The organism is Pseudomonas sp. Q12-87 (assembly GCF_001269755.1).
GTDB lineage: Bacteria > Pseudomonadota > Gammaproteobacteria > Pseudomonadales > Pseudomonadaceae > Aquipseudomonas > Aquipseudomonas fluorescens_S.
Map to the genome: position 1 here is coordinate 184,394 of NZ_LHVI01000024.1, position 26,694 is coordinate 211,087.

Sequence of the window (26,694 nt, forward strand, 5' to 3'; positions counted from 1 at the left end):
CCCGTGGCGCCGTTAACCGATGCGTTCAAAGATTTTTTCGATCTTCTCTTTCAACGCCTGGGCCGTGAAGGGTTTGACCACGTAGCCGTTCACACCGGCCTGGGCCGCTTCGATGATCTGCTCGCGCTTGGCTTCGGCGGTGACCATCAGCACCGGGAGGTGCTTGAGTTTTTCATCGGCGCGCACGTGGCGCAGCAAGTCGATACCGGTCATGCCGGGCATGTTCCAGTCAGTCACCAGAAAGTCGATGCTCCCGCTGTTGAGGACCGGGATGGCAGTAGTGCCATCGTCGGCCTCGACCGTGTTGGTGAACCCAAGGTCACGCAACAGGTTCTTAATGATCCGCCGCATCGTTGAGAAGTCATCAACGATGAGGATTTTCATGTTCTTGTCCAATTCGACCTCCAAGCAGTCTTAAACGCGTCCAGCACCTGAACGCGCCATTTCAATCAATCCGGCACAACACTCGACAACGGTACGGAGCACAACGAATGACGACTGGTACGGCGCACGCCATACCTGTCTTGCCATGTCTCCACACTGCCTGTCAGCGCGCTCGCCACTCCCCCAAACGCCCCCGCAAACGGGCCGCGCACTGGCTGTGTAACTGGCTGACCCGCGATTCGCTGACCCCCAGGACTTCACCGATTTCCTTGAGGTTCAGCTCTTCGTCGTAGTACAGCGCCAAGACCAGTCGCTCACGCTCCGGCAAATTGGCAATCGCATCCGCCAGCGCGCTCTGGAAACGCTCATCTTCCAGGTCACGCGACGGCTCCATGTGAGCACTCGCGCCGTCCTCGTGCAGTCCTTCGTGTTCGCCGTCCTGCAACAGGTCGTCGAAACTGAACAGGCGACTGCCCAAGGTATCGTTCAAAATCCCGTAATAATCATCGAGACTTAACTGGAGTTCGGCCGCAACCTCGTGATCTTTAGCGTCACGCCCGGTTTTAGCTTCAATTGCACGAATGGCATCACTGACCATGCGGGTATTGCGATGCACCGAACGCGGTGCCCAATCACCCTTGCGGACTTCATCGAGCATTGCGCCGCGAATGCGGATACCGGCATAGGTCTCGAAACTGGCACCCTTGCTCGCGTCATATTTGTTCGACACTTCAAGCAAACCGATCATGCCCGCCTGGATCAAGTCCTCGACCTGGACACTGGCCGGCAACCGGGCCAGCAAGTGATAGGCGATGCGCTTGACCAGGGGCGCGTAACGCTCGATCAGTTCGTATTGGGCGTCCCGTGCCGATTTCTTGTAGAGATGGTTGTAACCGCTGGCTGTCATAACACGGGCCCTGCTGTTTGTTGCACGAGACGCTCGACGAAAAATTCCAGATGCCCGCGTGGGTTGGCCGGCAGTGGCCAGGTATCGACCTTCTGGGCGATTGCCTTGAACGCCAGCGCGCATTTGGAACGTGGAAAGGCTTCATAGACGGCACGTTGCTTCTGGACAGCCTTACGTACGCTTTCGTCGTAAGGCACGGCGCCGACGTATTGTAGGGCGACGTCCAGGAAGCGATCCGTGACCTTTGTCAACTTGGCGAACAGGTTGCGTCCTTCCTGAGGGCTCTGGGCCATGTTGGCCAGGACACGGAAGCGGTTCATGCCGTAGTCGCGGTTCAATAACTTGATCAGGGCATAGGCGTCGGTGATGGACGTCGGCTCGTCGCAGACCACCAGCAATACCTCCTGGGCGGCGCGGACGAAACTGACGACCGAGTCGCCGATGCCGGCTGCGGTGTCGATCACCAGCACATCGAGGTTGTCCCCGATGTCGCTGAAGGCCTGGATCAGGCCCGCGTGCTGGGCCGGGGTCAGGTGAACCATGCTCTGGGTGCCGGAGGCTGCCGGCACGATGCGAATCCCGCCGGGCCCTTGCAAGAGCACATCGCGAAGTTCGCAACGGCCTTCGATGACGTCCGCCAGGGTGCGCTTGGGTGTGAGCCCCAGCAGCACGTCGACGTTCGCCAGGCCCAGGTCGGCGTCCAGCAGCATGACCCGTCGGCCAAGCTCTGCCAGAGCCAGGGACAAGTTCACTGACACGTTAGTCTTCCCGACGCCACCTTTGCCGCCGGTCACCGCGATCACCTGTACGGGATGCATGCTGCCCATGTTCGTTCTTTACCTTGTCTTACTTAGACGGAGGCCACATTACTGGCTGCGCGTTCACATACGGAACAATGCATGGCAGACCATCGATGTAGGTACAAAAAATATTCATGATTACCTCAGCCGACCTGCTTGGTCGGGCTGTGGTAGATATCAGCGAACATGTCAGCCATGGCTTCTTCGCTGGGTTCTTCCTGCATTTGCACACTCACGGCACGGCTGACCAGTTGATGACGGCGCGGCAGATGCAAATCATCCGGGATCCGCGGCCCGTCGGTCAGGTAAGCCACCGGCAGTTCATGGCCGATCGCCAGGCTCAACACCTCGCCCAGGCTTGCCGTTTCATCCAGCTTAGTCAGGATGCAGCCGGCCAGCCCGCAGCGCTTGTAGCTGTGGTATGCGGCGGTTAGAACCTGTTTCTGGCTGGTGGTTGCCAACACGAGATAATTTTTCGACTTGATACCACGCCCGGCCAGGCTTTCAAGCTGCATGCGCAGGGCCGGATCGCTGGCTTGCAGGCCGGCGGTATCGATCAGCACGACGCGCTTGCGCAGCAATGGCTCCAGCGCCTGGGCCAGGGATTGGCCCGGATCCACATGGGTCACCGACACATTGAGGATCCGGCCCAGGGTCTTGAGTTGCTCCTGGGCACCGATGCGGAAACTGTCCATGCTCACCAGGGCGATGCTCTGGGCGCCGTACTTGAGAACATAACGGGCGGCGAGCTTGGCCAAGGTGGTGGTCTTGCCCATGCCGGCAGGACCGACCATGGCAATCACACCGCCCTCTTCCAGCGGCTCGACTTCCGGTGTGGCAATCATGCGTGCCAGGTGCGCCAGCAACATGCGCCAGGCCTGGCGAGGCTCTTCGATGCCGTTGATCAGCGCCAGCAGGTCCCGGGACAACGGGCCGGACAGGCCGATGCGTTGCAGGCGACGCCACAGGTTGGCCTGGGCCGGACGGCTGCCTTGCAGCTGGTTCCAGGCCAGGGAGCCCAATTGAACTTCCATCAGTTCACGCAGGCTGTTGAGTTCGAAGCGCATCGAGTCCAGGGCACGCGGGTCGACACCACGGGCTGGCGCGGCCTGGGCCGGTGCAGCGCGACGCGGTTCGGCCGGGGCCGGTTCGATGAGTGGTTCAGCTGCGGTCAGCGGCAGGCCGGCGGTGAGCGGCTGGCCAGCGAACAATTGACGATTGGTGCCGGCAGCCTCGCCTTCACTGCTGCGCAGGCTCAATTCGGCCTGGGCGCTGGCGATGCGCGACTGGGTCTTGCGCAGCTCGTCCTCGAGTTCCATGTTCGGAACCCGCGGGGCCAGCGCCGACAATTTGTAATCCAGAGCCGCCGTCAGCTCGACACCGCCAGCGATCCGGCGATTGCCGATGATGGCTGCTTCAGCGCCCAGCTCGTCACGAACCAGCTTCATGGCCTGACGCATATCGGCGGCGAAAAAACGCTTCACTTGCATAAACCACTACCTCAGCCGTTGGGCCCTACTGTCGCAACGATGGTCACTTGCTTGTTGTCCGGTATTTCCTGGTACGCCAGCACGTGCAGCCCCGGGACCGCGAGGCGCCCGAATCGCGAGAGCATCGCGCGAATCGGACCGGCCACCAGCAGGATCACCGGTTGGCCTTGCATCTCTTGCCGTTGGGCTGCGTCGATCAGCGAACGCTGCAGCTTCTCGGCCATGCTTGGCTCCAGCAGGACACCCTCTTCCGAGCCTTGTCCTGCCTTCTGAAGACTATTGAGCAATATCTGTTCCAACCTTGGTTCCAGAGTGATCACAGGCAGCTCGGACTCAGTGCCTACAATGCTTTGGACGATTGCGCGGGAGACGCCGACGCGCACCGCCGCCACCATAGCGGCGGTATCTTGACTCTTGGAAGCGTTGTTGGCGATGGCTTCGGCGATGCTGCGGATGTCGCGCACCGGCACTTGCTCGGCCAGCAGCGCCTGAAGAATCTTGAGCAGTTGCGACAGCGAAAGCACACCCGGCACCAATTCTTCGGCCAGTTTCGGCGAGCCCTTGGCCAGTACTTGCAGCAATTGCTGGACTTCTTCGTGGCCAATCAGCTCGCTGGAGTGCTTGTAGAGGATCTGGTTCAAATGGGTTGCCACCACGGTACTGGCGTCCACTACGGTATAGCCGAGGGACTGGGCCTGGGCCCGCTGGCTGATTTCGATCCACACCGCTTCCAGGCCGAAAGCCGGATCCTTGGCGGTGATGCCGTTGAGCGTGCCGTAGACCTGCCCCGGGTTGATCGCCAGCTCGCGGTCCGGGTAGATCTCGGCCTCGGCCAGGATCACCCCCATCAGCGTCAGGCGATAGGCGCTCGGCGCCAGGTCGAGGTTGTCGCGGATATGGACCGTGGGCATCAGGAACCCCAGATCCTGGGACAGCTTCTTGCGCACGCCCTTGATCCGCGCCAGCAACTGGCCGCCCTGGTTGCGGTCGACCAAAGGAATCAGGCGGTAGCCGACTTCCAGGCCAATCATGTCGATCGGCGTCACGTCGTCCCAGCCCAGTTCCTTGGTTTCCATGGCGCGAGCCGGCGAAGGCAACAATTCCTGCTGACGCTTGACCTCTTGCAGGGCCTGGAGCTTCTGCATGTTCTGCTTCTTCCAGAACAGGTAGGCGCCGCCCGCCGCAACGGCGGCCATGGTCAGGAAGGAAACGTGTGGCATGCCCGGCACCAGGCCCATCACCGCCATCAGGCCGGCCGCAACGGCCAGGGCCTTGGGCGAGGCGAACATCTGCCGACCGATCTGCTTGCCCATGTCTTCGGAGCCCGAAGCACGGGTCACCATGATCGCCGCCGCTGTGGATAACAACAGTGATGGCAATTGCGCCACCAAACCGTCACCAATGGTCAGCAAGGCGTAAACCTTGCCAGCATCACCGAACGACATGTTGTGCTGGAAGATACCGACCGCCATGCCACCGATCAGGTTGATGAACAGAATCAGCAGGCCGGCGATGGCGTCACCGCGCACGAACTTACTGGCACCGTCCATGGAACCGTAGAACTCGGCTTCCTGGGCCACTTCCAGGCGTCGCAGCTTGGCCTGGTTCTGATCGATCAGGCCGGCGTTGAGGTCGGCGTCGATCGCCATCTGCTTGCCGGGCATCGCATCGAGGGTGAACCGTGCGCTCACCTCGGAGATCCGCCCGGCGCCCTTGGTCACCACAACGAAGTTGATGATCATCAAAATGGCGAAAACCACGATACCGACCACGTAGTTGCCGCCGATCACCACCTCACCGAAGGCCTGGATGACCTTACCGGCGGCGGCGTGACCGTCCTGGCCGTGGAGCATGACCACACGGGTGGACGCCACGTTCAGCGCCAGGCGCAACAGCGTGGCCACCAGCAGGATGGTCGGGAATACGGCAAAGTCCAGCGGCCGCAAAGCGTAGACGCACACCAGCAGGACGACAATGGACAAGGCGATGTTGAACGTGAAGAACACGTCCAGCAGGAACGGCGGCACCGGCAGCATCATCATGGCAAGCATGACCAGCAGCAACAACGGCACGCCCAGGTTACCCCGACTGAGGTCTACGACGTTGCTGCGCGCGGCGCTGAGTAACTGAGAGCGATCCACCAATAATCCCCGTTCCTGTGAAGCAAACTTTTGACGCCCGGAGGGGGCGCAGACGGGGTATTGCAAGAAGCCTTCCAACTTTGGCCGGAGGCTGAGATAGAGGTCTCAACACCAGGCAAGCCCGCTCCCACAGGGTTTAGCGTTCGCTTCAGGAATCGCGCCGCAGATCCGGCGGAATCGGCAAATCCTTGAGCGGTTCGGGACGCTTGCCCTTGCCGGCGCGGTGCTGGCGGATCTGGTAGACGTAGGCCAATACCTGGGCCACGGCCAGGTACAGGCCACCGGGAATTTCCTGGTCCAGTTCCGTGGAGTAGTAGATCGACCGCGCCAGGGCTGGGGATTCGAGCAGCATCACTTCGTTGGCCACGGCAATTTCGCGGATCTTCAGCGCCAGGAAATCGCTGCCCTTGGCGAGCAATACCGGCGCGTTGCCTTTTTCGGGGTCGTATTTGAGCGCTACGGCATAGTGGGTCGGGTTGGTGATGACCACATCGGCGTCCGGGATAGCCGCCATCATCCGGCGCTGGGAGACCTCGCGCTGCAACTGGCGGATCCGTTGCTTGACCTCTGGCTTGCCCTCCTGGTCCTTGTACTCGTCGCGAATCTCCTGCTTGGTCATCATCAGCTTCTGCTTGCTCTGATAAAGCTGGATCGGCACGTCGATGGCGGCGATCAATATCAAGCCACAGGCCATCCACAGGGTGCTCCAACCCACCAACTGGACGCTGTGGATGATGGCCTGTTCCAGCGGCTCGTGAGCAATACGCAGCAAGTCGTCAATATCGGACTGCAAAACCGTCAACGCCACGAACAGAACCAGGAAAAACTTGCCAAGAGCCTTGAGCAGCTCCATCAAAGCCGTGGTGGAGAACATGCGCTTGATGCCGGCAGCCGGGTTCATCCGACTGAACTTGGGGGCCATGCTTCCGGCGGCGAACAGCCAGCCACCCAGGGAAATCGGACCGACAACAGCAGCCAGCAACAATAAAAGCAACACCGGCTGCACCGCCAGGATCGCGATCTTGCCTGAATGCAGCAGGTATTGCGCCATGGCCCCCGGGGTGAGCAGCACTTCGCGAGGCAGGGAAAAGTTCAGACGCATGATTTCCAGCAGATCCATGGCCAACCCACCGCCATAGATCAACAGACCGCCCGCCCCGGCGAGCATCACCGCCAGGGTATTGAGCTCCTTGGAACGAGCGATCTCGCCCTTCTCACGGGATTCGCGCTTGCGCTTATCCGTGGGGTCTTCTGTCTTGTCCTGGCCACTCTCGCTCTCAGCCATGGTTCAGCGCGCCTGTGCCATGTCGCGTAGCAGCTGCAAGGCCTCGGTGGCCAAGGGCTGATATTGATTGAGGATGTCGCCCATGCTGATCCAGAAAATCACCATGCCCAACACCAGCGTCAGCGGAAAACCGATGGAGAAGATGTTCAACTGCGGAGCCGCCCTGGTCATCACGCCAAAGGCAATGTTGACCACCAGCAACGCCGTGATCGCAGGCAATACCAGCACCATCGCTGCGCCCAAGACCCAGCCGAGCTTGCCGGCGATCTCCCAGAAATGGTTGACCAGCAAGGCACTGCCCACCGGCATGGTGGTGAAGCTCTCGGTGAGGACTTCGAACACCACCAGATGCCCGTTCATGGCGAGAAACAGCAAGGTCACCAGCATTGTCAGGAACTGGCCGATCACCGCGGTATTGACGCCGTTGGTGGGGTCGACCATGGACGCGAAGGCCATGCCCATCTGGACCGAGATGATTTGTCCGGCGACCACGAACGCCTGGAAAAACAGCTGCAGCGAAAAGCCCATCAAGGCACCGATGAGAATTTGCTCGGCCACCAGCATCAATGCACTCAGATCCAGGGCATGGATCTGTGGCATCGGTGGCAGCCCAGGCGCGATAACCACGGTGATTGCCAGGGCGAAATACAGGCGTACGCGCCTCGGTACCAGGGTGGTGCCGAAGACCGGCATGCTCATCAGCACGGCGGTGACGCGAAACAGCGGCAGCACGAACGCCGCCACCCAGGAACTGATCTGGGTGTCCGTCAACGCGAGCATCGACATCGGGTCAGCCGATCAACTGCGGAATACTGCCGTACAACTGCAGGATGTATTCCATGAAAGTTTGCACCAGCCAAGGCCCGGCGACGATCAACGTCACCAGCATGACCAACAGGCGTGGCAGGAAGCTCAGGGTCTGTTCATTGATCTGGGTCGCGGCCTGGAACATTGCCACCAGCAACCCCACCAGCAGGCTGGGGATCACCAGGATGGCGACCATCATGGTGGTCAGCCAGAGCGCTTCGCGAAACAGGTCAACCGCTACTTCAGGCGTCATATCTTGCTACCCGCACAAAAGGCTTAAACACCGCCGAAACTGCCCGCCAGGGTGCCAATGATCAACGCCCAGCCGTCCACCAGCACAAACAGCATGATCTTGAACGGTAAGGAAATGATCAACGGCGATAGCATCATCATCCCCATGGCCATCAACACACTGGCAACCACCAGGTCGATGATCAGGAACGGAATGAAGATCATGAAGCCGATCTGGAACGCGGTTTTCAGCTCGGAGGTCACGAACGCCGGCACCAGGATGGTCAGTGGCGCCTGGTCGGGACTGGCGATGTCGGTACGCTTGGACAGGCGCATGAACAGTTCCAGGTCACTGCTGCGGGTCTGGGCCAGCATGAAATCCTTGATCGGGACCTCAGCCTTGGCTACCGCATCCTGGGCACTGAGCTTTTCCGCCAGATACGGTTGCAGCGCATCCTGGTTCACCCGGTCGAACACCGGGGCCATGATGAACATGGTCAGGAACAGCGCCATGCCGGTGAGGATCTGGTTCGACGGCGTCTGTTGCAAGCCGAGGGCCTGGCGCAGGATCGAAAAGACGATGATGATCCGGGTGAAGCTGGTCATCAGCATGACGAACGCCGGGATGAAACTCAGCGCGGTCATGATCAGCAGGATCTGCAGGCTGACCGAGTATTCCTGAGCACCCTGGGCGTTGGTGCCCAGGGTAATCGCCGGGATCGACAGCGGATCGGCGGCGAACACCAACGGCGCGGCCAGCATCAGGGCCAGCGCCAACAGAATGCGCAACGGCATTACTTTTTATCCTTCTGGTCTTTCCCCAGCAACTCCATGAGGCGCTGGGCAAATTCGGGGCTGGCCTGCTCGGTGGAGGGCACCTGCACCGGCTCCTTGAGCACGTGCAATGCGGTAATCGTGCCCGGGCTCAGGCCCAGCAGAATCTGCTCGTTACCCACTTGCACCAACACCAGCCGATCCCGGGGACCGAGCGCGCGGGAACCGACGATGTCGATGACCTGCCCCTTGCCGGCCGGCCCGGCCTGTTGCACACGCCGCAGCATCCAGGCGAGGAAGAAAATCAACCCCAGCACCAGCAGCAAACCGAGCACCAACTGCGCCAGTTGCCCGGCCACGCCGCTGCCCGTCGCCGGCGCAGCGGCCACACTGGCCACCGGTTCGGCCGCCAGCACACTGAACGGCAGCATCAATGCGGCTGCGAAGAAAGCTTTCACTCAGCGCAACTTCTTGATGCGTTCGCTCGGGCTGATCACGTCCGTCAGGCGAATGCCGAACTTCTCGTTGACCACCACCACTTCGCCATGGGCGATCAGCGTGCCGTTGACCAGCACATCCAGCGGCTCGCCCGCCAGGCGGTCCAGCTCGATCACCGAGCCCTGGTTGAGCTGCAGCAGGTTGCGGATGTTGATGTCGGTACTGCCCACTTCCATTGAAATGGACACCGGGATGTCGAGGATCACATCCAGGTTCGGACCGTCCAGCGTCACCGGCTCATGGCTCTTGGGCACGCTGCCAAACTCTTCCATCGGCAGGCGGTTGGACCCGTGGGCGCCGGTGTCGGCTGCCAGCAAGGCATCGATGTCGGACTGCCCGGCGTCGCCGGTTTCTTCCAGGGCCGCAGCCCACTCGTCGGCCAGCGCCTGGTCATCCTGGGTATTCATATCGTCAGCCATCATTTGTCCTCGGCGGGCAAAAATCAGTTAAAAACGTAAATTCTTCAAACTTAGGAGTACGACACCGCTCAGCGGCGTTCGATCGGCTCGATCACCTGCAACGCCAGGTTGCCTTTGTGAGAGCCCATCTTGACCTTGAAGGCCGGTACGCCATTGGCGCGCATGATCATGTCTTCGGGCATCTCGACGGGGATGATGTCCCCCGGCTGCATGTGCAGGATGTCCCGCAGGCGCAATTGACGACGAGCGACCGTCGCACCGATCGGCACGTCGACATCCAGCACGTCCTGGCGCAGCGCGTTGATCCAGCGCTCGTCCTGGTCGTCGAGGTCCGACTGGAAACCGGCGTCGAGCATTTCACGTACTGGCTCGATCATCGAGTACGGCATGGTCACATGCAGGTCGCCGCCACCGCCATCGAGTTCGATGTGGAAGGTCGAGACCACAATGGCTTCGCTCGGCCCGACGATGTTGGCCATGGCCGGGTTCACTTCCGAGTTGATGTACTCGAAGTTCACTTCCATGATCGCCTGCCAGGCTTCTTTCAGGTCGACGAAAGCCTGCTCCAGCACCATGCGCACTACCCGCAACTCGGTTGGGGTGAATTCACGGCCTTCGATCTTGGCGTGGCGACCATCACCACCAAAAAAGTTGTCCACCAGCTTGAACACCAGCTTGGCGTCAAGGATGAACAGTGCCGTGCCGCGCAACGGTTTGATCTTCACCAGGTTGAGGCTGGTGGGTACGTACAGCGAGTGCACGTATTCACCGAACTTCATCACCTGCACGCCACCAACGGCCACGTCGGCGGAGCGGCGCAGCATGTTGAACATGCTGATGCGGGTGTAGCGGGCGAAACGCTCGTTGATCATTTCCAGGGTCGGCATGCGTCCGCGAACGATGCGATCCTGGCTGGTCAGGTCGTAGCTTTTGACGCTGCCCGGTTCAGCAGCGTTTTCGGTTTGCACCAGGCCGTCGTCGACACCGTGCAATAGCGCGTCGATTTCGTCCTGGGACAACAGGTCCTGCACGGCCATGTCGTGTTCCTACTGCAATACGAAGTTAGTGAAGAGCAACTGTTCGATCACCACTTTGCCCAGCTCTTTCTGAGCCACTTCCTGCACGCTGGCCGTGGCTTTCTGACGCAGCATTTCCTGGCCGACGGGCGTGGCGAGGGTGTCGAAGTTCTGCCCGGAAAACAGCATTACCAGGTTATTGCGGATCAGCGGCATGTGCACTCGCAAGGCCTCCAGGTCGGCCTGGTTACGGCCCACCAAAGTAATGCTGACCTGCATGTAGCGTTGGCGACCGTTCTGCGTGTAGTTGGCCACGAAGGCAGGCGCCATGGGCTCGAAAACCGCCGGCTGCTTGCCCACCGGCGCGGCTTCGGCCGCCGCCGCAGGCTTGCTTTGAGCGCTGTGCATGAAATACCAGGTTGCCCCCACGGACACACCGATGGCCAGGAGCAAGCCCACTACGATCACGATGATCAGCTTGAGCTTGCCTTTGGTTGCAGGGTCTTTTACAGCTGCCGCTTCACTCTTCGCCATGCCAATAATCCGTCACTAATCGGGGTTTTCATTGTTGCTTGGCTAGGCTGGAGCAAGTGTTATGCCAGAAGTGTCAGGAAACGAGGATTAGGGGCCGGCCTGATCTTCAGGGCGCCATAAACCAAATGTGGGAGCGGGCTTGCCCGCGAATGCTGGGTATCAATCAACATCGCATTGACTGAAAAACCGCTTTCGCGAGCAAGCCCGCTCCCACAGGGGACTTCTTTGGATCAAGCGTAATAATCGACCGCGCTGCTGCCGATCACGCTGGTGGTAGCGGTCGCCACTTCAGCGACACTGGCCGGCAGGCCCTCATCCACCGAGTCCACTCGGCCGCCGGAAGATGTGGTGCGACCGGCCTGGGCCTGCTGCTGCGCCTGCTGGCCCGGGTTCTGCGAGCCGCTGGACTGGTCGGACACGCTGACATCGACCTGGCCCATGCCCTGTTGGGCAAAACCGTCGCGAAGGCGATGCAACTGGCCTTCCAGGGCCTCGCGAACGCCGGGATGGGCGCTCATGAAGGAAATCTGGGTCTGCTGGTCTGGAACCATATTCACGCGGATGTCCAAGCGTCCGAGTTCGGCCGGCTGCAGTTGAATATCGGCCGCCTTGAGATTGGCGCTCGACAGGTACATCACGCGGTTGACCACCTCTTCGGTCCAGCCGCCCTGGTTCATGGCGATGGGCTGGTTGACTGGCACCGCATTGGCGGTCTTCGGCGTGGCGGCCTGGGTCAGCGCCGCCAGACGGTTGGCGAAATCGTCAACGCGGGTATCGCTGGAAGCGGCTGTGAGATCCTTGAGCCCCTCGCTGATCAAGCCGCCAAATGCCTTGTCACCGCCCTGGCTGCCTGGCTCGGTACTGTTCTGATCGGCTTGCACAGTGAGCATGCTCGCCATGCCTGCGGCGAAGGTCTGCGCTGACGTCGGCTCACCATCGAGCGACGCTGGGGCCGGTACCTTGGGCTGCGCCTGGCTGGCGGCGGAAACATGGCCGCCCTGCTCCATCGCCAGGCGCAACGCCGGCATGGCGTCGAGCGGGTCGACCGTGGGATCGAAGGCAGGATCGGCCACCGGGGTCGTTATCGGGGCTGCCTGGACCGGCGTAGCGAGCGGAGCCGCCACCGCTGCCGTGACCTGGACTTCAGTGGTGACCGCCACAGGCGCAGGTTCCGGCGCAGCGATAACGACCGGCACGAGCATGTCCGGCAGCAGGGCTGGATCGAGTGTTGGATCGACAGGCGTTTGCTGCGCGATGGGCGTTTCAGTCGAGTCGGCGCTATCGTCACTGGCGGACTTGTCGTCGTCGCTGACCGGTTTGTCCGCAGGCAAGGGATTGCCGCTATCGGCAACCGCCGGTTCCCGGGTGGCAGCGGTTTCATTGTCGTCAGTCTTTTTGACGGTGGTGTCCGGCCCCTTGTCGCGCATCGGTTTTACCGCTGGATCGGCGGCCGCTGACGATTTGGCAGGTGCCTGCGTGGCGAAGACCTGAGCGAAGCTGGAGGCTTTATCGCCGAGGTCCGGGGCCGCTGCCGGTGAATTGACGGCGGCCTGGGGCTTGGCCTGGGCAGTGGCCTGAAGCAGTGTATTAGGGGTGACGGGCATAACAAGGTCTCCGCTGCACTGGAATCATAGGTACAGTCGGAAGAAGAGAATGCAAGGGGCGGGCCAACGCAGCCTCAGCCGTAAAATCTCAGCAATGGAAACCTTCGCGCTCTTCCCGGCAAAGTGTCCGGACATGCGCAAATTCGCTTTCGATTTCATTGACCAGCTTTTCGATGCCGCCCAACGATGGCTGCTTGGCTCGCTGCTCAAGCTCGCCGCACAGCTCGGCCAAACGCAGCGCGCCCATGTTGCTGCTGCTGCCTTTGAAGCTATGGGCAGTGGCGCTCAGCTTTTCTGCGTCCCGGGCCTCATGCAGCACGCGCAGGCGAGCTTCGGAATCGTTGAGGAAGGTGTCCAATAATTCCGGATACCCTTCTTCCATGACTTCCTTCAACGTGCTGAGCACGTCGCGGTCCAGATGAACTTCACTCACTTGTTCGCTCCCTGATCAAGAATGGCCCTGATTATGCCAGAGCCTCCCAGAAAAACTCCACGCGCACACTTCGACCATCGTCTGACCAACTGGCCTGCTGGCTCAGCTGGCGTACCAGGCTCACGCCCCGCCCTGATAACCGGTCACTGTCCTGAGGCTGTGCCAGCACGCGCGCAACATCGAAACCTTCACCGCTGTCCTCAACTTCAATGAGCAGTCGCCCGCCTTCGCTGTTTGGCGTGACGTGCAAGTGTACCCGCACGTAACCGTCGCTCAATTCGTCCAGGCGCAAATTACGCTCCCGATAATAGCGGGCAAATCCCGACGCATCGCGCTTAAGGCTCGAATCCAGTCCCAGCACACCGTGATCCAGCGCGTTGGAATAGAGCTCCGACATAACGCTGTAAAGGGCGCCACTCTGAGCCCTGAGCCCATGAACCTCAAGCAGCAACTGCAGCAGGTACGGCATGGGGTTGAACCGCTTGAGCGTCTGCGCCCGAAACTCGAAGCTCACCGACCAGTCCAGCGGACTCGACTGGCCACTGTCGGAATAGACCGGCGGCGGCGGATTGAGTTGCGTCGGGGCGACCAATCGCACCTCGACCATGCTGAAATCGTCCCGGGCCTCACCGCGAAAATCCCGCAGGGCCTGCTGGATGTCTTCAAACAACAAGTCGGGTTCACGGTTGGCTGCAAATACCTGTTGCAACCGCTCCACGCCAAACAGTTGCTCGCTGTCGTCGGTGGTATCGATTACGCCGTCGGACAACAGAAATACCCGGTCACCCAGCAGCATGGGGTGGACTTCGGTGCGGTCGTCGAACAATTGCGGGGTGAGCACGCCCAACGGCAGGTGCCGGGCCGGCAATGGCGTACGGACGCCGCTGAGGCTGTCATGCAAATAGCCATCGGGCATGCCGCCGTTCCAGACTTCCACCGTGCAGCGCTGAAAACTCAGGCACAACAGCGTCGCACAGCAGAACATGTCCACCGGCAGGATGCGCTTGAGCTTGGCATTCATCTCCCGCAGGATCTGCGCCAAGCCATACCCCTTGGCCGTCATGCCATAGAACACTTCCGCCAGCGGCATCGCGCCGACCGCCGCCGGCAAACCATGGCCGGTGAAATCGCCCAGCAATACGTGCATGTCGCCGGCCGGGTTGAACGCAGCCAGCAGCAGGTCGCCGTTGAACAAGGCATAAGGCGATTGCATGTAGCGGATGTTTGGCGCGCTCAAGCAGCCGGAGTGGGCAATCTTGTCGAACACTGCCTTGGCGACCCGTTGCTCGTTGAGCAGATAGTCATGGTGCCGGGCAATCTGGTCACGCTGTTCGACCACCGTGGCCTGCAACCGACGCAAGCGGTCCATGGCCTTGATCTTGGCGGCCAGGATGACCTGGTTGTAAGGCTTGGCCAGGAAATCGTCACCGCCGGCTTCAAGACAGCGGGCCAGGGCTTCGCTCTCGGTCAGTGAGGTGAGGAAAATGATTGGGACCAACTGGTCCCCGGCCAACTGCTTGATCTTCTGCGCCGCTTCGAAGCCATCCATCACCGGCATCATCGCGTCCATCAATACCAGGTGCGGGCGCTGCTGCAGGTAGACCTCGACCGCCTCGGCGCCATCGGCTGCGGTGAGCACGTGATGCCCCTGACGGCGGACGATGGTCGACAGCAGCAACCGGTCAGCGGCACTGTCTTCGGCGATCAGGACCGTCAGCGGCTCCGATGACGATTGCATGGCGATCAACTGATATCGAACAGCTTGTCGAAGTTGGAGATCGCAAGGATTTTCTTGACATCGCTATTGCCGTTGACAACCCGAACATCGGAGCTATCGCCCCCTGCATGATCGCGCAGCAGCAAGAGCATGCCCAAGGCAGAGCTGTCGAGGTAGGCTGTTTCTTTGAGATCGACGATATAGGCGTCGGGGGTCGTATCGAGCTTTTCGTAAGACTCGCGAAATTCCTGATGCGTCCCGAAATCGAATCGCCCCTTGATCGAAATCGTCAGCTTCTTCCCATCGTCGGACACTTCGGTGATGACTGACATAGCTGGCTTCCTTGTCATGAACATACGTGTACAAGGTGTAGCATCTGGTAAAGGTCTGAGCAAGGTTTAGGATCATTCATCCGACAAACTCCTGGCTTGATGGTCAATAGGGATCCTGGCGTGGCAGGCGCTGGGACAATTCGTCCAACAGCTTTTGCTCGCGCTTGTCCTCCAGTTGTCGCGCTTCATCGATGTAGCGCTGCACCAGTTTGCGCAGCCCTTCGACCCGGGCAAAAGCCTCTTGCCAGCTCTGGCGGGCCTTTTCCAGGTTGTTCTGGTGCCAGACCAGGCTCTGGCGCTGCTGGTCGATGGCCGTGCCCAGTTGCGCAAGAAAACCCTGGTAACCCAAGAGCCACTGGCCGGAGACCCCATGACTGCCTCGGGCAATCCACTGCTCCTGATATTCGAGCCGGAAATTCTCCAGGTCGGCCAGCTTGCTTTCGGCCACCGCCACTTGCCCTTGGAAATAGGCCAAGCGCTGGACAGCGGTTTTCTCAGCCTTTTCCGCCATGTCCACCACTGGCGCCAGGCGCGCCGCGCGACTCGTGGCCATGGCCGGTTAAGTGCCTGCGACCGGAGCGAAAATACTTTGCAGATGCGCTTCGCTGGCACCCATGCCGATGTTGTCGTTCAGGCTCTGGCGCAGGTAGACCGCCATTGCCGGGTACAGATTGATCGCCGTGTCGGTCTCGCGATCCCCGCCGGGCACATAGGCGCCGACACTGATCAGGTCGCGGCTTTGCTGGTAGCGTGACCAATACTGCTTGAATTGCTGGGCACGCTTCATGTGCTCGGCACTGATGACTGACGGCATGACCCGGCTGATGGAAGCCTCGATGTCGATGGCCGGATAATGCCCTTCTTCGGCCAGGCGCCGGGACAAAACGATGTGACCGTCAAGCACGCCCCGGGCCGAGTCGGCGATGGGGTCTTGCTGGTCGTCGCCTTCGGACAGCACGGTATAGAACGCGGTGATCGAGCCGCCACCCTTCTCCGCATTACCGGCACGCTCCACCAGCTTGGGCAGCTTGGCGAACACCGACGGCGGATAGCCCTTGGTGGCCGGCGGTTCTCCGATGGCCAGGGCGATTTCCCGCTGGGCCTGGGCGAAGCGGGTGAGCGAATCCATCAGCAACAGGACGTTCTTGCCCTTGTCGCGAAAATACTCGGCAATGCGTGTGCAATACATGGCCGCTCGCAGACGCATCAACGGCGCATCATCCGCCGGGGACGCGACGACGACCGAACGCTTGAGGCCTTCCTCGCCGAGGATGTGCTCGATGAATTCCTTCACCTCGCGACCCCGCTCGCCGATCAGCCCCACCACGATGATGTCGGCCTCCGTGAAGCGGGTCATCATGCCCAGCAGCACACTCTTGCCCACCCCTGTACCGGCGAACAGGCCCAGGCGCTGGCCGCGACCGACCGTCAATAAACCATTGATGCAGCGAATACCCACGTCCAGCGGCACGCTGATCGGGTCACGCTTGAGGGGGTTGATGGTTGGGCCGTCCATCGGCACCCAATCCTCGGCCTTCATGCCGCCCTTGCCATCCAGGGCACGCCCGGCGCCGTCCAGCACCCGCCCCAACATGCTCATGCCCATGGGCAACCGGCCGGTATCGGCCAGCGGAACCACGCGGGCGCCAGGAGCGATGCCGGCGACACTGCCCACCGGCATCAGGAATACTTTACTGCCGGAAAAACCCATGACTTCAGCTTCGACCTGCACCGGGTGATAGCTGTCGTCGTTGATGACCATGCAGCGGCTGCCCATGGCGGCCCGCAGGCCCTCGGCTTCCAGGGTCAAGCCGACCATGCGCAGCAGGCGGCCTTCCAGGATCGGTTGGCCAGCCAATTCGGTGGCCTCGGCATAACTGCCCAGGCGTTTGCCGAAACTGGTTCGCTCAAGGCGCATCGCGACCATCCACTTCAGGGGCAATCAGCTCGGCACCGTCCGGCTCGACAATGAGGGCGGCCTCGGGCTCATCCGGCAATTGGAGATTGAGGTCGGCAGGGGCCGGATGCAGGGCCTGTTCATGCAGTTGGTCAAACAGCTTGGCCATGATCTGGCCGATGCGGGTTTCTACCGTTGCATCGATGCGGCTGTGCTCGGTTTCGACCCGGCAACCACCCGGCAGCAGAGTTTCATCCTCGACAATGCGCCAGGTTTCCTCATGGCGTTCGCGCAGCGCCTTGACCAGCTCGAAGTCTTGCGGGTTGATGTACAAGCGCACGTTGCCCACGCCCAACGGCAATAGCTTGAGGGCTTCGCGCATAACGTGTTCGATCTGGCTCGAATCGATGGCCAGCTCGCGCTGGATAACCTGTTTGGCGATGTGCTGTACCAGCCCGACCAAAGACTTCTCGATCTGGGTGTCCTGCTCGGCGATGGGCTCGAACAGGTTCAACATCAGCGATTCCAGGGCTCGCAGCTTGGCGGTGAGCGCCACGTCGGCTTCCTGGCGGACCTTGAGCGTGGTGCTGTGGAAGCCTTCCTTTTCACCGACGGCAAAACCTTCGTTATAGGCCTCCTGACGGATGCTCTCGACTTCCTCGAGGGTCAGTGGCTGGACTTCTTCCAGCGGCACTTCTTCCATTTCCGGCAGTTCTTCTACCGGTGCAGGCTCAGGCTCAGGTACGTGGGGGTCGAAGCTGGGCAACGACCAGACGTCGAAACCACCGACGTCCCGGCCGCGAATCAGGTCGCTGGGTGCATCATCACTCTTGGCAGACATAACGACCTTAAATCATCTCTTCGCCGCCCTTGCCACCGAGAACGATCTCTCCGGCTTCGGCCATGCGGCGGGCGATGGTGAGGATTTCCTTCTGTGCGGTTTCCACGTCGCTGACACGCACCGGGCCTTTGGCCTCGAGGTCGTCGCGCAACAGTTCGGCCGCTCGTTTGGACATGTTCTTGAAGATCTTTTCCTTGACGCCTTCGTCCGAACCTTTGAGGGCCAGGACCAGCACGTCGGAGGACACTTCGCGCAACAGTGCCTGGATACCGCGGTCGTCGACATCGGACAGGTTGTTGAACACGAACATGAGGTCTTCGATCTGACCGGACAGGTCTTCGTCGACTTCGCGGATCGAGTCCATCAACTGACCTTCGATCGAGCTGTCGAGGAAGTTCATGATGTCCGCTGCGCGCTTGATGCCACCCAGGGTGGTGCGCGAAGCATTGGAGTTGCCCGAGAATTGCTTCTCGAGAATCTGATTCAATTCTTTCAGGGCCGCCGGCTGCACGGTGTTGAGCGACGAAACCCGCAGGATGATGTCCAGGCGCACTTTATGGTCGAAGTTGCCCAGCACCTCACCAGCCTGGTCCGGGTCGAGGTAAGCCACCACGATTGCCTGGATCTGCGGGTGTTCGTAACGGATCACGTCGGCAACAGCGCGCGGCTCCATCCACTTGAGGCTGTCCAGGCCGCTGGTATTGCCGCCCAGCAGGATGCGGTCGATGAGGCCGTTGGCCTTGTCCTCGCCCAGGGCCTGGGTCAGCATCTTGCGCACATAGTCATCGGAACCGACGCCAAGGCTGGTTTGATCGCCGACGATGTCGACGAACTCGCTCATCACCTGCTCGACCTGCTCACGGTGCACATTACCCATTTGCGCCATGGCCACGCCCACACGCTGGACCTCCTTGGGCCCCATGTGGCGCAGCACCTGGGCAGCATCGGTCGAACCCAGGGACAGCAGCAGAATCGCGGCTTTGTCGACCCGGGACAATTTGGCAACAGCGGCTCGATTATCACTCATCTGCGTTAATCCACTCTTTCACGACCTGGGCCACACGACCCGGATCTTCTGCCACCAGACTCTTGATGGCGTTCAACTGAGCGTCATAGCCTTCGCTCGGGCTTGGCAGCAGAATGCTCTGCGGTCCGCCCAGGCTGACGCGATCATTGGCCAATTCGCCATCCAGGCCGCCCATGCCACCGAGCTCGACATCACCCAAGCCAGCCAACTGCTTGTTCTTGCCACCACCGGTGATGTTGTTGAGCACCGGACGCAGCACGCCAAACACCAGGATCAGGATAAACAGCACACCCAATACTTGCTTGACCACATCCCAGAACCAGGGTTGCGAATAAAACGGAATATCGGCGACCACCTCGCCGCGCTCCAGGGAGAACGGCACGTTGATCACGCTGACGCTGTCGCCACGGCTGGCGTCGAAACCAACGGCGTCCTGCACCAGGCGGGTAAAACGCGCCAATTCGTCGGCGCTCCATGGCGCACGGCTAGTTTCGCCGTTGGCCGGGTTGATCTTGACTTGATCATCCACCACCACCGCGACCGACAGGCGATTCAAGCGACCCTGTTGTTGCTTGGTGTGGCTGATGGAACGGTCGAGCTCGAAGTTCTTGGTCGATTGTTGACGCTTGTCGGCCGGGTACGGCGCCAGCATCGGTTGGCCAGTGGCCGGGTCCATGATCTGCTGGCCATTGGCGTCGATCAGCGGCTGGCCTGGCTGCACCATGCCGGCGGCCGCGGTAGCCCCACCGGTGGTTTGCGGCGCGCTGGCCGGCGATGGCGGCTGGTTGCTCAGGGCACCGGGCACGCCTTGCGGGCCGTTGCTGGCGGTACGTTGCTCGTTGACCGACTGCTCGCTGCGCAACGCCGGCTGATCCGGGTTGAACTGCTCGGACGTCGATTCGACCGCACTGAAATCCACATCGGCCGAGACTTCGGCTTTATAGCGATCGTTGCCCAGGACCGGTTGCAGGATGTTGTGCACCCGCTGGGTGAGCATGCCTTCCATGCGACGGCTGTAATCGAATTGCTTGCCGGCCATGGTCAGTTCGGAATTTTCCGCCTGGTCGGACAGCAGGTTGCCTTTCTGGTCAACCACGGTGATCTGGGATTTGCTCAGCTCAGGTACGCTGGTTGCCACCAAGTTGATGATGGCAAGCACCTGGCCCGGCTCCAGGGAGCGACCCGAATACAGTTCCACCAGGACCGACGCACTTGGCTTGCGCTCATCGCGCACAAACACCGAGCTTTTCGGAATCGCCAGGTGCACGCGGGCACCCTTGACGTTGTTCAGGCTGGAAATGGTCCGCGCCAACTCACCTTCCAGGCCGCGACGATAACGAGTCGCTTCCATGAATTGGCTGGTGCCCAGGCCCTGGTCCTTGTCGAGGATCTCGAAACCGATGTTGCCATCGGTAGGCGTCACGCCGGCGCCGGCGAGCTTGAGGCGCGCGCGGGCAACGTCGTCGGCCTTGACCAACAAGGCGCCAGAATTGGGTTCGACGGTATAGGGAATATCGGCAGAAGCCAGGGTTTCCATGACTTGCTTGGCGTCCATGCCCGCCAGGCTGCCGTACAGCGGACGGTAGTCCGGCTGTTGCGACCACAGCACCACGGCAAAACCAATCGCCACGCTGGCAGCCAGGCCGACCAACAGGCCAACCTGACGCAACATGGTCATCTCGGAGAGGTTTTCCAGGAAAGACAGACCGAACAACGGCGGTTTGCCGTCGGGCGGAGTGGCCTTGGCCGGAACGTTATCAACGACTGCTTCTGCCATGACTCAATAATTTCCTTAAACCGGCATCTGCATGATGTCTTGGTAGGCTTGAACCAGCTTGTTACGTACCTGGGTCAAGGCCTGAAACGAGACACTGGCTTTCTGCGAGGAGATCATTACGTCCGTCAGGTCGACGCCACTTTTGCCAATTTCGAAAGCACTGGCCAACTGGTTCGACGCCTGCTGGGTATCGTTCACTTTATTGACGGCCTGACCGAGCATGTCGGAAAAGCTGCTGCCACCCACCTGGGGGACCGCGACCGATTTCGGCTGGGCCATGGCGTCCATTTGCATGGATCGCATGTCCAACATCAATCGATTAAATTCAATACCTTGGCTCATGGTCTATTCTCTCTGGCGGCCCGCATTTTTTTGACACTTGCTCAGCGGGTACACAGGTAGTAGCAACAAGGGTGCCAGCTCCGTGGCGACAGGAAACAAATGCATGTGGGAGCGGCTTGCTCGCGAAGGCGGTGGTTCAGTCAATGCAACGGTGACTGGCAAATCGCTTTCGCGAGCAATCCGCGCCCACAAGGAATATTCGGCGCACATCATTCAGCTGGCGAACAGATAGGCCTCGACGTCCATGCCCGCGTCGCGCATTTGCGCCAATTTATAGCGCAGCGTGCGGGGGCTGATGCCGAGACGTTCAGCCGCCTCCTTGCGACGACCGCGCTCGGCGCGCAGGGTGTCGATGATCATCTGGAATTCCCGGCGACGCAGGTCCTCGCCCAGGGCCCCGGCGGCTTCGCCCTCCTCCATCGCAGGCACAAAGGTCGACACTGGCGTCAACGCCAATGCAGGCAACGGCGCACAGGCCACCGGCCCGGCCAGGCAGAAATCATCCGGCTGAATCAAACCGCCCTGCTGCAGAATCAGCGCCCGCTGGATGGCGTTGTCCAACTCTCGTACATTGCCCGGCCATGGATAGGCGATCAGGCAAGCCTGGGCCTGCGCCGAAAACCTGGCGGCCGCATGCTTCATTTTATTGACGTGCTTGTTCAGCAGGCGCTCGGCCAGCGGCAGGATATCGGCGGTGCGCTCGCGCAACGGACGCCAGGCCAACGGGAATACCGACAGGCGATAATAAAGGTCTTCGCGAAAACGTCCTGCCGCCACTTCAGCGGCCAGGTCGCGGTTGGTGGTCGCCACTACGCGAATATCCAGGCTGATGGGCTTGCGCGCACCGACCCGCTCCACTTCCCGCTCCTGCAGGACCCGCAGTAACTTGGCTTGCAGGCCCATCGGCATTTCGGAAATTTCGTCGAGCAGAATCGTGCCACCGTCGGCCTGTTCGAACTTGCCGGCCTGGGCGGCAATGGCGCCGGTGAACGAACCCTTTTCGTGACCGAACAGCGTCGCCTCGAGCATGTTGTCGGGAATGGCTGCACAATTGATCGCGATAAACGGCTCACTGGCACGCCGGGACTGTTGGTGAATGTAGCGCGCCAACACTTCCTTGCCGGTGCCGGACTCGCCGGAAATCAAAACCGTGGAATCGCTGCGCGCCACTCGCGCGGCCAACTCCAATAATTGCGCGCTGGCCGGCTCGACAGCCACCGGGCCTTCGCCCTCGTCAGCGAGGCTACCCAGAGCATGGCGAGCCACCAGATCCAGCAGTGCCTTGGGCTCGAACGGCTTGACCAGGTAATCCGCCGCTCCCTGGCGCATGGCGTCCACCGCCCGCTCGACAGCGCCGTGGGCAGTCACCAGCAATACCGGCAATTGAGGTTGACGGGCACGCAACAGGCCGAGCAACTGGTGACCGTCCATGCCCGGCATGTTGACGTCGCTGACCACCAGGCTGAACGCTTCCTGACCCACAGCCAACAATGCCTCTTCGGCCGAACCGACAGCGGCGTAGTCATGCCCGGCGAGCACCAGCGTGTCGGCCAGCGCTTCGCGCAGGGCCCGGTCATCCTCAACCAGTAGTACCTTGATTGCCATGACCGTCACTCCCCCCCTGGCACATTGGAAAACAACGGCAAAAGCACCATCGCACAGGTGCCGCGCCCCAGCCGTGAACGCAGCTGCAATTCTCCCTGATGAGCCCGGGCCACGGCCTTGACCACGGTCAGGCCCAGGCCGGTTCCGGTGGTCTTGGTGGTAAAGAATGGCTCGCCCAGGCGCTCCAGCACGACCGGCTCGATACCGCTGCCGCTGTCGCTGACACACAGGCGCAGGGTATTGCCGCGCGTGTATAAGTGCACCTTGAGGCGAACATCAGCGGCGCTGGCCTGGATCGCGTTTTCAATGAGATTCAATACCGCGCCCACCAAGGTGTCGCGGTTACACAAGACTTCACCGGCATGGCTGTCGCATTGCCAGCGGATCGGCAGATCCTGCACATGAGTCAACGCTGCGGCCTGTAGCGATTGCAGTAAGGCCTTGGGCGTGACGCGGTCCGTCAACGGCAGCTCACCACGGGCGAAAACCAGCATGTCGCGCACCTGGTGCTCCAGCTCGTGCAGGCGCTCTTTCAAGCGTCCGGCAAACCGTTGCTGGGTTTCCATGGGCAATTGCTGTTCGGTCAGATGACTGGCGTAGAGCAGCGCGGCGGAAAGCGGTGTACGAATCTGGTGAGCCAGCGACGCGACCATTCGCCCCAACGAAGACAGGCGTTCGTGGCGGGCCAATTGGTCTTGCAGGTGACGGGTTTCAGTCAAATCATTGAGCAGCACCAACTGACCAGGCTCGGCATCCAGCGAACGCGTCGAGATCGACAAGCGTCGGCCATCCTTCAGGGACACTTCGTGACCATCGTCTTCACGAGGAGCGAAACAGCGCGCAATGACATGTCGCCACAGCTCCCCCTCCAGCGGCAGGCCGAGCAGCTCGCACGCCGCCGGGTTGGCTTCACGCACGCGGCCGTGGGCGTCGATGACGATAACGCCACCGGGCAACAGATCGAGGAGATTTTGCAGACGATTGGCCAGACGTTCCTTTTCCGCCAGTTCCTGCATGCGCTGGGCACTGACCACCGCCAGCTCACCCTTGAGCTCGGTGACCCGGGCTTCCAGCAGGCTGTAGGAATCGGTCAACTGGCTGGACATCTGATTGAACAGCGAAAACGCTTGCTCAAGCCCAAGCCGGCTTGCCTGCTCGGCGGACGGCATGTGCCCCGGCTCGGGGACAGGAGACATCTGGGCGACTTGGGTCATCGGGCTCTCTCGCGTGGCTGACCGTCAGTTAAACGGAACGTTGCGAGAGCTATAGCAATAGCCGTGCCGAAAAAAAACCGCCTTGAAATCAGGCGGTTGTAAAACAGGCGTCAATCATCCGCCTGTTCATCTCCTTCGCGACGGCTCATGCCGTACTTGCGCATCTTCTCCACCAGGGTGGTACGACGGATGCGCAGGCGTTCCGCTGCACGGGCGACGATACCGTTGGCATCGTCCAGCGCCTGCTGGATCAGCCCTTGCTCCAGGCCTCCCAGGTAATCCTTGAGGTCCAGCCCCTCGGGCGGCAGCAAGGCATTGGTGGTGAAATCCGGCGTGTGGCCGTTGATGGCGACGCGCTCTTCCAAGTCGCTGCGCAGGCTGTCGACCATCTGCTCGTCTTCGTCGTCGACGTAGCGGAATTTCTTCGGCAGCTCGTTCACGCCGATCACCCCGTACGGGTGCATGATCGCCATGCGCTCCACCAGGTTAGCCAACTCGCGGACGTTGCCCGGCCAGCCATGACGGCACAGGGACATAATGGCCGCCGAGTTGAAGCGGATCGAACCGCGCTTTTCATGCTCCATGCGCGAAATCAGCTCGTTCATCAACAACGGGATGTCTTCGACCCGCTCACGCAGCGGCGCCATTTCGATCGGGAATACATTGAGGCGGTAATAGAGATCTTCGCGGAAACTGCCGACCTCGATCATGCTCTCGAGGTTCTTGTGGGTCGCGGCAATGATTCGCACGTCGACGCTCTGGGTCTTGTTGCTGCCCACACGTTCGAAGGTGCGCTCCTGGAGGACCCGCAGCAGCTTGACCTGCATCGGCAGGGGCATGTCGCCGATTTCATCGAGAAACAGCGTGCCGCCGTTGGCCAGTTCGAAACGCCCGGCACGGCTGGTAATCGCGCCGGTAAACGCGCCCTTCTCATGACCGAACAGCTCGCTCTCCAGCAACTCGGCCGGAATCGCGCCACAGTTGACCGGCACGAATGGCGCTTCGCGACGCTTGGAGTGGTAATGCAGGTTGCGCGCAACCACTTCCTTGCCGGTGCCCGACTCGCCAAGGATCAACACGCTGGCGTCGGTGTCGGCGACCTGCTGCATCATCTGGCGCACGTGCTGGATCGCCCGGCTGGTGCCGACGAGGCTGCGGAACAGGTTGGGTTCGCGGTGCCTGCCGCGCTCGCGAGCCTGGTCGTACATCTCGCGATAAACCTGGGCGCGATGCAACGAATCGAGCAGCTTGCTGTAGCTCGGCGGCATTTCAAGCGTCGAAAGAACCCGCCGGCGTTGGTCCTCAGGCAAGTCAAGGGAAGAATTTTCGCCCATTAACAAAACCGGAAGGAACTCATCCCAGGTGGAGAGTGTCTTTAGCAAGCCCAAAAGTGTAGCGGGAGCATTTACGGTCCCGATAAGGACACAAATGACTTCGCGACTGGATGACAAAGAGCCGACAGCCTGCTGCCAATCATGGCTTCCGCAGGGTAAATTTTCTTCGCCAAGAAAATTAAGGATCACCGCCAGGTCGCGGCGGCGGACGCTATCGTCATCGATCAGGAGAATTTTGGTTTCACGCCACATGCAATAGCAACTTCCCTAGTCAACCCAATGCCCGAAATTAGGGGGCAAGCTAGACGCTTGCAGACTTGTCATGCCTGTAGACGCCTTAAATCTGTAAACAGCTACTAGTTAAGTCAAAAAACCGTGCACAGTCAAATTTATGGCGCATCAGGTTCGAATTAACTGAATATTAACCGAACAGATGGTAAACCTTTGCCGCGTTCTGTGCTTGATGGATCTGCGACATCTCGTCGACGATCGCCTGGCGCTCTCCTGTCGCCGCCTCCAACAATTGCCGATACACCATCAACAACTGCTCAAGATTCGTGCGCAATGCCGCCTCGTCCACCTGGGACTCGCTCAGCACGTCTTCCATGCAAGAACGACACGCTAGATCCAACTCACTGATGGCATCCCAGTTACGCTCGGCCAAGGCATCGACCAGGGCATTACGGGTTTGTTCGATTCGCAGCAGTGCTTGGCTCATTACGTCGTCCTCAGGCCCAACGGCCTATTGATTGACTGTCGCGTGATCGGCGATTGCATCCCAACCACTTTTTAGCGTCTCAAGTAAACCCGAGACTTCATCGATGATTGCCACATCGTTATTACGGTTGGCTTCCATCAGGCGCGTCATCATGTAGGCGTACAAGTTGTCGAGCTGCTGGAGGGAGGCCGGATCCTCGGTCTTTTCCGGGTTCAAGCCATCTCGCAGGCCGATGATGATGTCGACGGCCTTACCCAGCATCAACCCCTTGAGTGCAATGTCACCCCGCTCCAAGGCGCCCTTGGCCTGGGCCATGCGATCGAGGCCGCCCTCCATCAGCATTTGCACCAGGCGATGGGGATTGGCTTCAGAGATCTGAGCATGGGAATTGACCTTCTGGTACTGGCGAAGGGCTCTCATGGGGTTCATGTTTCTACCTCGTAACAGATAACAACTGAAAAGGATTGCTCTGGTCTTTATGTCGACTGAGCGACTGATAACTTTAATGCAAACCCAACGCCAATAAAAAACCCAGGGGCCGTCGGAACGGCTTGCCTGGGCTTCAAT

Annotated in this window: 28 protein-coding genes; all 28 read right to left on the minus strand. The window is 60.6% G+C overall.

The window, feature by feature from the left end; genetic code table 11:
- Positions 1-12: 12 nt before the first annotated feature.
- The 28 genes from AD663_RS19175 to fliS all read right to left on the minus strand — a co-directional run bounded on the left by AD663_RS19175 (position 13) and on the right by fliS (position 26,556).
- On the minus strand, positions 13-384 hold the full coding sequence (locus tag AD663_RS19175) for a chemotaxis response regulator CheY (RefSeq protein ID WP_003183998.1): 372 nt from the start codon (positions 382-384) through the stop codon (positions 13-15).
- 163 nt (positions 385-547) lie between these two features.
- Positions 548-1,291: an RNA polymerase sigma factor FliA gene (fliA, locus tag AD663_RS19180; RefSeq protein WP_003184000.1), complete on the minus strand. Its 744-nt coding sequence runs from the start codon at positions 1,289-1,291 to the stop codon at positions 548-550.
- A complete protein-coding gene (gene fleN / locus AD663_RS19185; RefSeq protein WP_003184001.1) occupies positions 1,288-2,118 on the minus strand; it encodes a flagellar synthesis regulator FleN in 831 nt (276 codons plus the stop codon). The genes fliA and fleN overlap by 4 nt, the downstream gene beginning before the upstream one ends.
- Positions 2,119-2,234: 116 nt before the next feature.
- The gene (gene flhF, locus AD663_RS19190; RefSeq protein ID WP_003184002.1) at positions 2,235-3,581 is read right to left on the minus strand and encodes a flagellar biosynthesis protein FlhF; all 1,347 of its coding nucleotides are present in this window, start codon (positions 3,579-3,581) and stop codon (positions 2,235-2,237) included.
- A gap of 11 nt (positions 3,582-3,592) precedes the next feature.
- A complete protein-coding gene (gene flhA, locus AD663_RS19195) occupies positions 3,593-5,722 on the minus strand; it encodes a flagellar biosynthesis protein FlhA (RefSeq protein WP_053214366.1) in 2,130 nt (709 codons plus the stop codon).
- A 148-nt stretch (positions 5,723-5,870) separates the two neighbouring features.
- On the minus strand, positions 5,871-7,007 hold the full coding sequence (gene flhB, locus AD663_RS19200) for a flagellar biosynthesis protein FlhB (RefSeq protein ID WP_003184004.1): 1,137 nt from the start codon (positions 7,005-7,007) through the stop codon (positions 5,871-5,873).
- Between the two features lie 3 nt (positions 7,008-7,010).
- Positions 7,011-7,793 (minus strand): flagellar biosynthetic protein FliR, encoded by a 783-nt coding sequence (gene fliR / locus AD663_RS19205; RefSeq protein ID WP_003184006.1) that lies wholly within the window; start codon positions 7,791-7,793, stop codon positions 7,011-7,013.
- A gap of 4 nt (positions 7,794-7,797) precedes the next feature.
- Positions 7,798-8,067 (minus strand): flagellar biosynthesis protein FliQ, encoded by a 270-nt coding sequence (gene fliQ, locus AD663_RS19210; RefSeq protein ID WP_003184009.1) that lies wholly within the window; start codon positions 8,065-8,067, stop codon positions 7,798-7,800.
- A gap of 23 nt (positions 8,068-8,090) precedes the next feature.
- A complete protein-coding gene (fliP, locus tag AD663_RS19215) occupies positions 8,091-8,840 on the minus strand; it encodes a flagellar type III secretion system pore protein FliP (RefSeq protein WP_003184011.1) in 750 nt (249 codons plus the stop codon).
- The gene (gene fliO, locus AD663_RS19220) at positions 8,840-9,250 is read right to left on the minus strand and encodes a flagellar biosynthetic protein FliO (RefSeq protein WP_172680619.1); all 411 of its coding nucleotides are present in this window, start codon (positions 9,248-9,250) and stop codon (positions 8,840-8,842) included. The genes fliP and fliO overlap by 1 nt, the downstream gene beginning before the upstream one ends.
- Before the next feature lie 27 nt (positions 9,251-9,277).
- Positions 9,278-9,736: a flagellar motor switch protein FliN gene (gene fliN, locus AD663_RS19225; RefSeq protein WP_003184016.1), complete on the minus strand. Its 459-nt coding sequence runs from the start codon at positions 9,734-9,736 to the stop codon at positions 9,278-9,280.
- Between the two features lie 68 nt (positions 9,737-9,804).
- On the minus strand, positions 9,805-10,773 hold the full coding sequence (gene fliM, locus AD663_RS19230) for a flagellar motor switch protein FliM (protein WP_003184019.1): 969 nt from the start codon (positions 10,771-10,773) through the stop codon (positions 9,805-9,807).
- 9 nt (positions 10,774-10,782) lie between these two features.
- Positions 10,783-11,286 (minus strand): flagellar basal body-associated protein FliL, encoded by a 504-nt coding sequence (fliL, locus tag AD663_RS19235; RefSeq protein WP_053214358.1) that lies wholly within the window; start codon positions 11,284-11,286, stop codon positions 10,783-10,785.
- A 230-nt stretch (positions 11,287-11,516) separates the two neighbouring features.
- Positions 11,517-12,890: a flagellar hook-length control protein FliK gene (locus AD663_RS19240; RefSeq protein WP_053214359.1), complete on the minus strand. Its 1,374-nt coding sequence runs from the start codon at positions 12,888-12,890 to the stop codon at positions 11,517-11,519.
- An 88-nt stretch (positions 12,891-12,978) separates the two neighbouring features.
- Entirely contained in the window at positions 12,979-13,323 is a 345-nt protein-coding gene (locus AD663_RS19245; protein WP_003184026.1) for an Hpt domain-containing protein, read from the minus strand.
- 31 nt (positions 13,324-13,354) lie between these two features.
- Positions 13,355-15,061 carry a fused response regulator/phosphatase gene (locus AD663_RS19250; RefSeq protein ID WP_053214367.1) on the minus strand — a complete coding sequence of 569 codons (1,707 nt, stop codon included), beginning with the start codon at positions 15,059-15,061 and terminating at the stop codon, positions 13,355-13,357.
- Between the two features lie 5 nt (positions 15,062-15,066).
- A complete protein-coding gene (locus AD663_RS19255) occupies positions 15,067-15,372 on the minus strand; it encodes an STAS domain-containing protein (RefSeq protein ID WP_003184031.1) in 306 nt (101 codons plus the stop codon).
- Positions 15,373-15,475: 103 nt separating this feature from the next.
- Complete coding sequence (fliJ, locus tag AD663_RS19260; protein ID WP_003184033.1) at positions 15,476-15,925, minus strand: flagellar export protein FliJ; 450 nt, start codon at positions 15,923-15,925, stop codon at positions 15,476-15,478.
- Positions 15,926-15,931: 6 nt separating this feature from the next.
- Positions 15,932-17,290 (minus strand): flagellar protein export ATPase FliI, encoded by a 1,359-nt coding sequence (gene fliI, locus AD663_RS19265; protein ID WP_003184036.1) that lies wholly within the window; start codon positions 17,288-17,290, stop codon positions 15,932-15,934.
- Positions 17,280-18,110 (minus strand): flagellar assembly protein FliH, encoded by an 831-nt coding sequence (gene fliH, locus AD663_RS19270; RefSeq protein WP_003184038.1) that lies wholly within the window; start codon positions 18,108-18,110, stop codon positions 17,280-17,282. Before fliH ends, fliI begins: the two co-directional genes overlap by 11 nt.
- Before the next feature lie 7 nt (positions 18,111-18,117).
- Positions 18,118-19,137: a flagellar motor switch protein FliG gene (gene fliG / locus AD663_RS19275; protein WP_003184041.1), complete on the minus strand. Its 1,020-nt coding sequence runs from the start codon at positions 19,135-19,137 to the stop codon at positions 18,118-18,120.
- Positions 19,130-20,914, minus strand: a complete 1,785-nt coding sequence (fliF, locus tag AD663_RS19280) for a flagellar basal-body MS-ring/collar protein FliF (protein WP_003184043.1) — start codon at positions 20,912-20,914, stop codon at positions 19,130-19,132. Before fliF ends, fliG begins: the two co-directional genes overlap by 8 nt.
- A gap of 15 nt (positions 20,915-20,929) precedes the next feature.
- On the minus strand, positions 20,930-21,256 hold the full coding sequence (gene fliE / locus AD663_RS19285) for a flagellar hook-basal body complex protein FliE (RefSeq protein ID WP_003184044.1): 327 nt from the start codon (positions 21,254-21,256) through the stop codon (positions 20,930-20,932).
- Positions 21,257-21,469: 213 nt separating this feature from the next.
- Positions 21,470-22,861: a sigma-54 dependent transcriptional regulator gene (locus AD663_RS19290; RefSeq protein ID WP_053214360.1), complete on the minus strand. Its 1,392-nt coding sequence runs from the start codon at positions 22,859-22,861 to the stop codon at positions 21,470-21,472.
- A 5-nt stretch (positions 22,862-22,866) separates the two neighbouring features.
- The gene (locus AD663_RS19295) at positions 22,867-24,075 is read right to left on the minus strand and encodes an ATP-binding protein (RefSeq protein ID WP_053214361.1); all 1,209 of its coding nucleotides are present in this window, start codon (positions 24,073-24,075) and stop codon (positions 22,867-22,869) included.
- Between the two features lie 110 nt (positions 24,076-24,185).
- On the minus strand, positions 24,186-25,661 hold the full coding sequence (locus AD663_RS19300; RefSeq protein WP_003184049.1) for a sigma-54 dependent transcriptional regulator: 1,476 nt from the start codon (positions 25,659-25,661) through the stop codon (positions 24,186-24,188).
- Positions 25,662-25,830: 169 nt separating this feature from the next.
- Positions 25,831-26,127, minus strand: a complete 297-nt coding sequence (locus AD663_RS19305) for a hypothetical protein (RefSeq protein ID WP_003184051.1) — start codon at positions 26,125-26,127, stop codon at positions 25,831-25,833.
- Positions 26,128-26,151: 24 nt separating this feature from the next.
- Positions 26,152-26,556, minus strand: a complete 405-nt coding sequence (gene fliS / locus AD663_RS19310) for a flagellar export chaperone FliS (RefSeq protein ID WP_003184053.1) — start codon at positions 26,554-26,556, stop codon at positions 26,152-26,154.
- Positions 26,557-26,694: the final 138 nt, after the last annotated feature.